Annotated in this window: 4 protein-coding genes; 1 reads left to right on the top strand and 3 read right to left on the bottom strand. The window is 59.6% G+C overall.

The window, feature by feature from the left end:
• Nucleotides 1-119: 119 nt before the first annotated feature.
• The 3 genes from ASC93_RS31215 to ASC93_RS27850 all read right to left on the bottom strand — a co-directional run bounded on the left by ASC93_RS31215 (nucleotide 120) and on the right by ASC93_RS27850 (nucleotide 7,713).
• Nucleotides 120-1,226 carry a hypothetical protein gene (locus tag ASC93_RS31215; RefSeq protein WP_157202154.1) on the bottom strand — a complete coding sequence of 369 codons (1,107 nt, stop codon included), beginning with the start codon at nucleotides 1,224-1,226 and terminating at the stop codon, nucleotides 120-122.
• Between the two features lie 80 nt (nucleotides 1,227-1,306).
• On the bottom strand, nucleotides 1,307-3,982 hold the full coding sequence (locus ASC93_RS27855) for an ATP-binding protein (protein WP_056450409.1): 2,676 nt from the start codon (nucleotides 3,980-3,982) through the stop codon (nucleotides 1,307-1,309).
• A gap of 539 nt (nucleotides 3,983-4,521) precedes the next feature.
• The gene (locus tag ASC93_RS27850) at nucleotides 4,522-7,713 is read right to left on the bottom strand and encodes a S8 family serine peptidase (protein ID WP_056450408.1); all 3,192 of its coding nucleotides are present in this window, start codon (nucleotides 7,711-7,713) and stop codon (nucleotides 4,522-4,524) included.
• Nucleotides 7,714-7,968: 255 nt separating this feature from the next.
• On the opposite strand from ASC93_RS27850, the gene ASC93_RS27845 reads away from it, so the two are divergent.
• Complete coding sequence (locus ASC93_RS27845; protein WP_056450406.1) at nucleotides 7,969-8,655, top strand: response regulator transcription factor; 687 nt, start codon at nucleotides 7,969-7,971, stop codon at nucleotides 8,653-8,655.
• Nucleotides 8,656-8,765: the final 110 nt, after the last annotated feature.

The following is an 8,765-nucleotide window of genomic DNA, read 5'->3' as shown; positions in this document are numbered from 1 at the left end:
TTTGAAGACCGCGTGCCGCAGACTTAAACAAAGACTCGTTTACACAGAATCTGGTACACCCCCTAGGAACATGGTGATTTTTCTGGGTTGCTATACTTCTTTTTTCGGAATACTAAGGATCAACGGCCTTCGCGAATAAACTGTTCACCGGCCGTAATCAGTTGGTTGATAAAGTTCGGGGCGGGCGACGTTTTGGCCTTCCACTGACTGGAATTAATACGATCGAGATGATCAAAGATACAATCAGTAATTTTTTTGGCCTCCTCGACGGGCCACCATTCTGAAAGCGCGCTTGACAACCCGGCAGATGCTGATCCAGACGAGCCAAACTTAAAAGCAAGTCTCGCCATTAAACGAAGATGTTTGTCGAAACTGGCGAACAGATAGCGCGTATGTCCTTGTTCGGACACTTCGTTCACCTTTCGAAGTAATTCACTCAGTTGTGTGAGGTCCCAAGCAGCATTGCGCACACCGGCGATCGCTTTTTCGCGGTCTGCAGAGTTCTTATCTTTGAACACGCGCTTCCTAGGAGGAGAGTTCGGCGCGAAGTAGACACTCGCCAGCAGTGCTACCGGTCCGCCAAACATAAAGTCCTCGCGCATCCAGCCGAGTAAGGTCAGCACGCGATCTATTGGCTTAGTAAGACGTAGCTCTAGCTCCATCATCTTCAAAGCTAAGATGTAGTTTCTATTCCAGCGTCTGAGAGGCTTAGCCAGATCACACGCCTCCACTTTCTGAGGCGAGTAATCGCCAATAAGGACATCCTTACGCATTAGACCTACATCCATCAAGTCGTGCGTATTCGCATTATCTGCGGTCCTAAACCACCCAAGCTCAGCTAAGGCGGCTTCGTTACCCTCCTTGTGCGCCAGTTCATGAAAGGCTATGGCGGGCTCAATCTCTATGTCTAAGCACTGACAAAATCCAAGAAGCCCCGCTGCGATCCTTAATTGTTGATCTGTGTGTGCAGGCCTACCTTCGGCTAGCTGAGCGAAACGTGACACGACATTTCTATCCGGAATGAGTGTCGTTCTTGTATTCTCAACCCCATGCTCATAGAAGTACCCATATGGATGATAAAGACCTACCTCGGGCGCAATATATCCGGGAACGCAAACGTCGACCTCGTTTAAACATGCACTGATTTCGAACAGGTCCTGTAGAGGGAAACCGTCTGGCAGCCGAATTGCGAAGGCCAAATTATCGTCGTCGAAATGCTCCTTCAAGCTAAGATCCCTTTTTTCGGCGCTAGCTGTGCGTTATATAACATGCTTGTTTGACTAAACAAGATAGCGGCTCTAAATAGTCATCGAAGAAACTTCGTAAGCCGCCTGGCCTCTAACTGCTCGTCGTTTGGCATGGATTTAAAAAATGGATCCGCGGTCTTTAGTATCTCCCGGGCGGCAGAGATCTGCCCCATTTTCCCTAGAATATGTGCGTGCAGATAACGCAGCGGAATCGTGTGGCGTGCTAGTTCATAAAAATGAACGATGCGTGGTAGGGATTCGCTCACAAGTTTCAAAGCTTGCGGGAGCTCACTGCGATCTAAATGCTGGTACACGAGATCAATTCCGACGCGCACGGCAGAGTCCCATGAGCCTGTGATCTCGAAAAGTCGCACAGCAACCTTTCGCGGTCCTGATTGTGCCCTCTTCAGTTGTTCAAGAACCCGCGCAAGCAAATCAAAGCAGTCGGCCAAGTGCTTACAATCAGTCCCGTAGTCGTCGTCTGCTCGTACCCTGGCCACATATAGACCTGGGTTCGACATGATCTCGTCGACGTTAATCGACAGAATTGCAATGTATTCGGCAACTAGACCATTGAGCAATCTTTCCGCACTTGCAGGTCTCGCGACCTTCCATAACGCAAACGCAGCGCTATAGGTAAAAACTCGACGATACGATGCTTGGTCCGGTATCAAGGCCTGCGCTTTGCGTAGAAGCTCTTGAACTCGGGCTTCATTCCCTTGGGAAGCCCAGTAAAGCAGGCTCTTTTGTAGGAACACGAGCCGCGAACGGTTATTCGCTAACCCGCGATCGATCAGCGCCTCCATCTGGTCCAAAAGCGGTGCGATGGTCTCCTCAGGGCCGTGCTTCTGCCGGTGGTACAACAGCGCATCGAGGCACTCAAATCGGACTTCGGTCGTCAATGCGGGGTCATTAGCAGCCTCCTCTAGTAGCGGCCACATCTGCGGGTACTCGGGACCTTCGTGAAATGCCTCCCCGGTACCCAAGTCAGCGAGCTCTGCCACCTTTCGAAGTTCGATCAGCAGTCTTATGAACAGAGGGAAACGCTCTGTTTCGTGGTTTTCCTTAAGAGACTTTACGACTAAGTCGAGGAGGAAGGCCCTGGCACGCCGGCCTGGCTCAGGCTCTTCAATCAGATGTTCAAGCGCTATAGGCCGCAGCGCGTCATGCACCTTGCTGCGCTGGCTTCCATAGGCCTGCAGCAAGCCTCGAGCACGGAGCGAACGAAGTTTACGAATGACAGTCGGTTGGTGAAGTGAGAAAGCCTCCGCCACCACGCCTGCAATTTCTGCAGCAGCGAGTGGCACATCGGAGAGACTGGCGCATGCGAGAACTTGCTTGGACGCTTCATCGAGCCCATTAAAGACCGCTGCTAGGAGTGTATGTTGTCTGGTATCGGTGCTGAGCGACTGACCTTCGAACGCGTCGCAGAACGCCTTTAAGTCCGAGCCGTAGTCTTTCTTAGCCACGGAAATGGCGCTGCGCACGTAGAGCGGAAGGCCTCCCGTGAGAGCCCGGATTCGAGTGGCAGTTGCCATGCTTACCGTGCACTCTTGTGCGGAAGCCTCGTAGCCGATTGAGTCAGCCCCCCAACCCTGTAGTGTTTCTGGCTCTACATCCAAGGCAGCACTCATCAGGTCCAGCTCCGCCGTTGGCTGTGCCAAAAAGACTAGTTGCAAATCTTTCATCGCTGCAGTAATCGCCCGCGCGTCTTCAACCTGCAGTCGGTGCGCGTTATCGATTACCATTGTATAGGTCTGTTGTTGTGCTTGCAGAGACGAGGTCACTAGGCGCAGAGCCTCCACGCCTGACAGCGCTTCGCTTGCCACGACTTGCCGCCCTTCCGGGTTGTCGCCGAGCCAACGTGCAGCAAGCTCCCTTGCCAGCGTACGCGCTACAGATGAACTGGGAAGGTCCGCCACGTCGAAATAAGCCCGTGGCTGCGCATCGGCCAAGGCTGCCTGCGCCGCCCATGACGTTTTGCCGGCGCCTGAGAAGCCCACGATCAGGCGGACTGGCGCATCGGTAACGAGCGCTGGCTCGTTATCCTGCGGCCGATAATTAAGTGGCGGAGCCGGAAATTCATGGACCTGCTGCACGAACTGTTGGAGCATTCCGGCCGCGCGCATGGCGGTGACTTCGTGCCGGGTGAACTCGTCGAGACCGGCAGCCATTCGCATTATGGCACCCGCCAGGTTTTGGACTAGGACGTCAGGCGCCACCATGATGAAGGGTAGTGCCTCGGCTCTTGCGACGCACCAGCTGAATGCCTCTTCGTTGTTCGCCCATACCGGCGGCAATCCTGGGATGTTCTGACCTGGCCGCATGAAGCGCACATCCTGCGGGAACTCACCGGCAGAGATACGCGTGCTGAGCCCAGGTGCTGTATCGCAGTTCAGTGCCAATATAAACTCAGGTTGCCCTGCTCTGCCTCCAGGTGTGTGCTGCGTACGATACTGCTCAAATCGCTTCAGTGCTGACGCGATGTCGGAAATCTGTATGAGCTTCGAGCGGGACTTGACTTGAACATAGACATAGCGGCCGCTGAACTCCAGCTCTATGTCCTCATCTACCTCTACCCGCATACGCGTCCAGCCCAACTGATCTACCATGAGCAGGCAGGCCACACCATAAAGGTGCTGATAAAGGAATCCTTTATGCGTTGCCTCGATCCGGCGCAACTGGGCCTTGTCGACTACGTCTATTGTTTCTCTTGTAGGTTGATCCCGCTCCATGCGTGCGCCTATAGGGTATCCATCGGTTGTGACGCTGTGCCATCTAGAGATAATGGCCAGTGAAACTGTTCCTCACGGGCTGTCCTTCCATTTGGTGCCTCAGCCACGTTGCCGCGGCATTATTACATTATTGCGCGGAAACGATTGAGCCGTCGAACGGATATGCCGCGATGATAGTGAAGCGCCGCTGCGGATTGATTGCGGGTAGCCAATAGACAACATCTGGACAATGTTCAACCCAGTTAAGCAGACATCACTAGGCTTTCGCAATCCTCCGACAGTCCAGACCGGTGTTGACCAGAGCGCAGCGCCCATGTGCGCGGTCCAACGCCGATACTGCTCTGCGTCCCGATGTTCCCAACTTTATTATTTTGGCAGTCACCCCCGCAAAGACCTTGAGTGCATTTGTTCCGATCTTTATCGTATGCGAACGACGACTACGCCGCCCGTCGCTCTTAGTACGCTTGTTCCGAACTTAATTATGACGAAACACTGATCCAATCCGACAAGGCCCGCCTCGCGCGGGCCTTGTCGTTGGGTCAGCCGTACGGCGCGAACTCGATGCCGTTCTGCACCACCCCGATCAGCGCCGTCTGGTTCTCCGGACTCTCGCTGAAACTCATGAGGACGTCGGCCTTGGTCAGCACGTGCTGGTCGAGCAGCCTGGTCCAGTAATCCGCGCCTGCCGCGTCCGGTGCGCGATGCAGCACGTTGGCGTAGAACCTGTCCACGATGTCGGCATTGGTCGGGTCGTCGCCGTATAACTTCTTGAATTCCGCTGACTGGGCGAAGCCGTTCGCCACGTCGAGCAGCGCCACGCCGTGGTCCAGCGCTCCGATCCAGTAACCCAGTTCCACCTTGTCGGGCGTGCGGTCGAACGCCGCCCGGTACATGCGGAGCGCCTGGCCGCCGTCGCCGGCGATGTCGAATGCGAGCGTGCTGTCGGCAAACTGCAGGCGCTGCACGCCCGCCACCTGGTCGGTGCCGTCGGCGCCGGTCTTGTCCGCGATCGTGAAGCCGGTGGCGGTCTTCGTGATCGTGTAGTTCGCCTCGGCGCCGTGGTAGACCGCCGTATCGATGCCCCCGCCGCCGGTGATCGTATCGCTGCCGGCGCCGCCGTCGAGCGTGTCGCTGCCGGCGCCGCCGGTCAGCGTGTCGTTGCCGGCCATGCCGTGCAGGACGCTGCCCTTCGCGTTCGCGATCATGGCATTGTTGCCGTCGCCGCCGTACGCGTTTCGTATCGTCGTCCCTTGCGCGATCACCAGGTAGGCGCCGCCGATCGTGGATGGCGCGGTGCCGGAGAGGTCGATGCGGTCGTTGCTGCCGAGCGCGCTGGCGTTGATGGTGTCGGTGCCGCCGCCCGGGTCGCTCAGAACGGCGCGCGATGGGTCGGCCGCGGCCATCTGCGCGTACTGCGCCGTGTAGATGAACGTGTGGTCCTGCGTCGGCTGGTGGCCGATGATGTCGATGCTCCAGTCGTCCAGCGTGCCGGCGTTGCCGGTGGCGAGGTCGATGACGGCGAGCGTCCAGCGGCCCTGCGCGCTCTCGCCCCAGTCGAGCACGGTGTCGAACGTGAAATGGATGTCGTGCTGGTTCGATCCGACTGCGCTGAGCGCGCCTTGCGCCGGCCGGTACATCAGGTAGCTGGTCGTGCCGCTTGGCGACATCAAGGCGATTTCCAGGTCGCCGATGAACGGATGCGTGATGTTGACCGCGACGTCGACGCGTTCGACGACGGCGCTGCTGTCGATGTCGATGGCACTGTACTCGAACTTGCCGGTATTGTCGGGAATGGCCTCGTTGACGGTCTTCGATGCGACCACGTCCACGACATTGGCGGACGTGCGCGGCGCGCCTTCCCAGGTCGCGGCGAGGCGCACGGCCGCAAGGGCGTCGACGACGCCGAAACCGGTCGCCTGCACGTCGTCGCCATATTGCAGGCCGCCGCCATTCCAGTCATGGGCGCCGTTCGCTGCCCATTTGTCGGGCGTGCCGACCTGCTGCGCCGTGTACGCGAGGATCTGCTGGACGTCGCGGTAGCCCAGGTGCGGATTCACCTGGAGCATGAGCGCCACGATGCCGCTGACGATCGGCGCCGAGAACGACGTGCCGTCGGCGAATGCGAGATCCGTGCCGGTGGTGCCGGCCGCGCCGCTGCGGTCGGTGGTCAGGATGCTGGCGTAGTCGCCGTAGCCGGCCCCGCCGGGCGCCGCGACGAGGATCGACGCGCCCATCGTGCTGAAGTAGGACAACGTACCGGCGTACTTGACGGCGCCGACCGTGATGATATACCTGCTGTTCTGAAAATTGTGCAGGTTGGTGTCGTCGCCGTAGTCGTAGCCATTGCCCGCCGACTGCACGACGACCGTGCCGAGGCCGTTGCGTCCGGTGGCGGCAAGGTCGTGCAGCGCGGCGAACAGCGGCGCGAACAAAGGGTCGTTCGCATTGTCGTAAAAGGCCCAGTCCGTATCGGTCCTCATCCGGCTGGTGAAGCCCCAGGAATCGTTCAGCACATCCACGCCGGCCGCGTAATGGAAGGCGTTGGCGAACTCCGTCGGCCATTCGGACGAAAAAGGCGTGTACAGCGACACGAGCTGCGCATTGTAGGCGACGCCGACGATGCCGTCGTTGTTGCGGGCGGCGGCGATCACGCCGGCAACCTCGGTGCCGTGGTTGTCCGTCGGGTTCACCGGCGCCCCGCCGGGCAGCAGCGACAAGGCGACGCGGCCCAGGTCGAGGTCGACGTTCGGTACCAGGTCCGGATTGGTGGCGTCGATGCCCTGGTCGAGCACCGCGACCTTGATGCCTCTTCCGGTCGCGTGTGCCCACGCGTACTCCACGTTCGTCGTGAACAGATACCACTGCTCCCTGAAGAATTCATCCGTCGGGACCACCGCGCCCGCGGCCGTGTCGTCGTCGAAGATCGTGCCCCAGGCGTTGGTCTGGCCGGCCGCGCCGGAGGTTCCGGTCGTGGCGACACCCGACGACGCGATCGTGGCGCCCATCGCGTTGGACAGCTCGACGCCGAACGACCGGTGTGGTTCGAAGCGGGTGTTGCCGTTCACGGGGACGCTGAACGTCGCCGTCGTCGCGCCCGGCGCGAACGTCAGCGTCCGGTGTTGCGCCTGGTAGTCGACGCCGGCCGCGGCCGTCTCGTCGCGCGTGTCGACCTGCACCGATACGCCATACGACACGGCATGCGACATCTCGACCGTGAACACGATATTGCGCGTGCCGTCATTGCCTTCGACGATGGCGCGGGAAGCAACGCTCAGCGCCGGCGCCGTGATCCCGCTCGCGACGATGCTGCCGTCGCTGCGCACGGTCACGAGATCCGTGAAGGCGTACGAACTGTCGACGACGTAGCCGCCGTCCGTTGCCGGGTCCGCTCCCGTGTATTCGGCCGCGGCGAGGGTCACGAAATAGGTGCCGGGCGGCGGCAGGTTGTCCAGTGGGACCGTCGCGGCAACGTTCCTGAAATACTGGCCGCTGTCGAGCTTGCCGCTGGCGGCGCCGGCGAACCGGTCGACCGCGATTTCATAACCGGTATTCGGGCCGGTCGGATTCCACGGCGTGCTGGTCAGCCAGAGCTCCAGTTGTACCGTGCCGGACGTCGACGCGCCGGCGTTATCGACGGCATCGGCGGTCAGGGTGACGTCGCTGATGGTGCCGTCCGGCGCCGTGTTGATCCGGTAGCCGTATTTGCCGAAGATGCCGATATGTGCGCTCATGCCTGCCCGTGCCGCCGGCCAGTCCTTCCCGAAGGACATCAACGGTAGCTAAATGTCATTAAAGGTTAGCAAGCATATCAGAATATTGTTGCCAAACCCCAATATTTTCAATGGCACACCTGGGCGGCCGAACGGCCGGCACCACGGCTTTCCCGGCCTGTTTGTCGCGAAACTGTACGAATTTGTCACCCCTACCCGCCAAACATCCTCCGTTGTTGCCCGCTCTTATACAATGCGGGGTCGAAGGAGAACCTCATGTATCGCGTACTGTTGGTGGAAGACGATCCGCGCCTTGCGGAACTGGTGACGGAGTACCTGTCCGGCTATGAATTCTCGGTCGACCTCGTCACGCGGGGCGACGCCGCGCTCGATCACTTCAAGACGGCCGCGCCGGACATCGTCGTGCTCGACCTCATGCTGCCCGGTATGGACGGGATGGTCGTGTGCCGCCAGATCCGCGACGTGTCCGACGTGCCGATCCTGATCCTCACGGCGCGCGAGGACACGTACGACGAGGTGTCCGGCCTGGAGCAAGGCGCCGACGACTTCGTCAACAAGCCCGTGCAGCCGCGCGTGCTGCTGGCGCGCCTGCGCGCCCTGCTGCGCCGCACCCAGACGAAGACGACCACCGACGCCCGCATGCTCGAGTTCGGCGCGCTGCGCATCATGACGAGCGACCGCAGCGTCACGTGGCGCGGCCAGCCGTGCGTGCTCAGCAATACGGAATACAAGCTGCTGCTCGTGCTGGCCGAAGCGGCCGGGCGCGTGCTGTCGCGCGACGAGCTGCTCAAGAAGATGCGCGGCATCGAGTTCGACGGCCTCGACCGCAGCATCGACAACTGCATCTCCAAGCTGCGCCGCAAGTTCGACGACAACCTGTCGGAAAAGATCAAGACCGTGTGGGGCGAGGGTTATCTGTTTTCGCCGTCGGCGTGGAACTGAGCCGAACTTGGGTTCCCGCCTGCGCGGGAACGACGGTTTTTACTTGAGTTCCCGCCTGCGCGCACTGCTGTCCGGAATAATTTGAGGGGAAATCGCTGAAGGTGTTGCAG

Origin of the sequence: Massilia sp. Root335, assembly GCF_001425685.1 — a bacterium.
Taxonomy (GTDB): Bacteria; Pseudomonadota; Gammaproteobacteria; order Burkholderiales; family Burkholderiaceae_D; genus Telluria; species Telluria luteola.
This window is presented reverse-complemented; position numbering and strand designations above follow the sequence as displayed.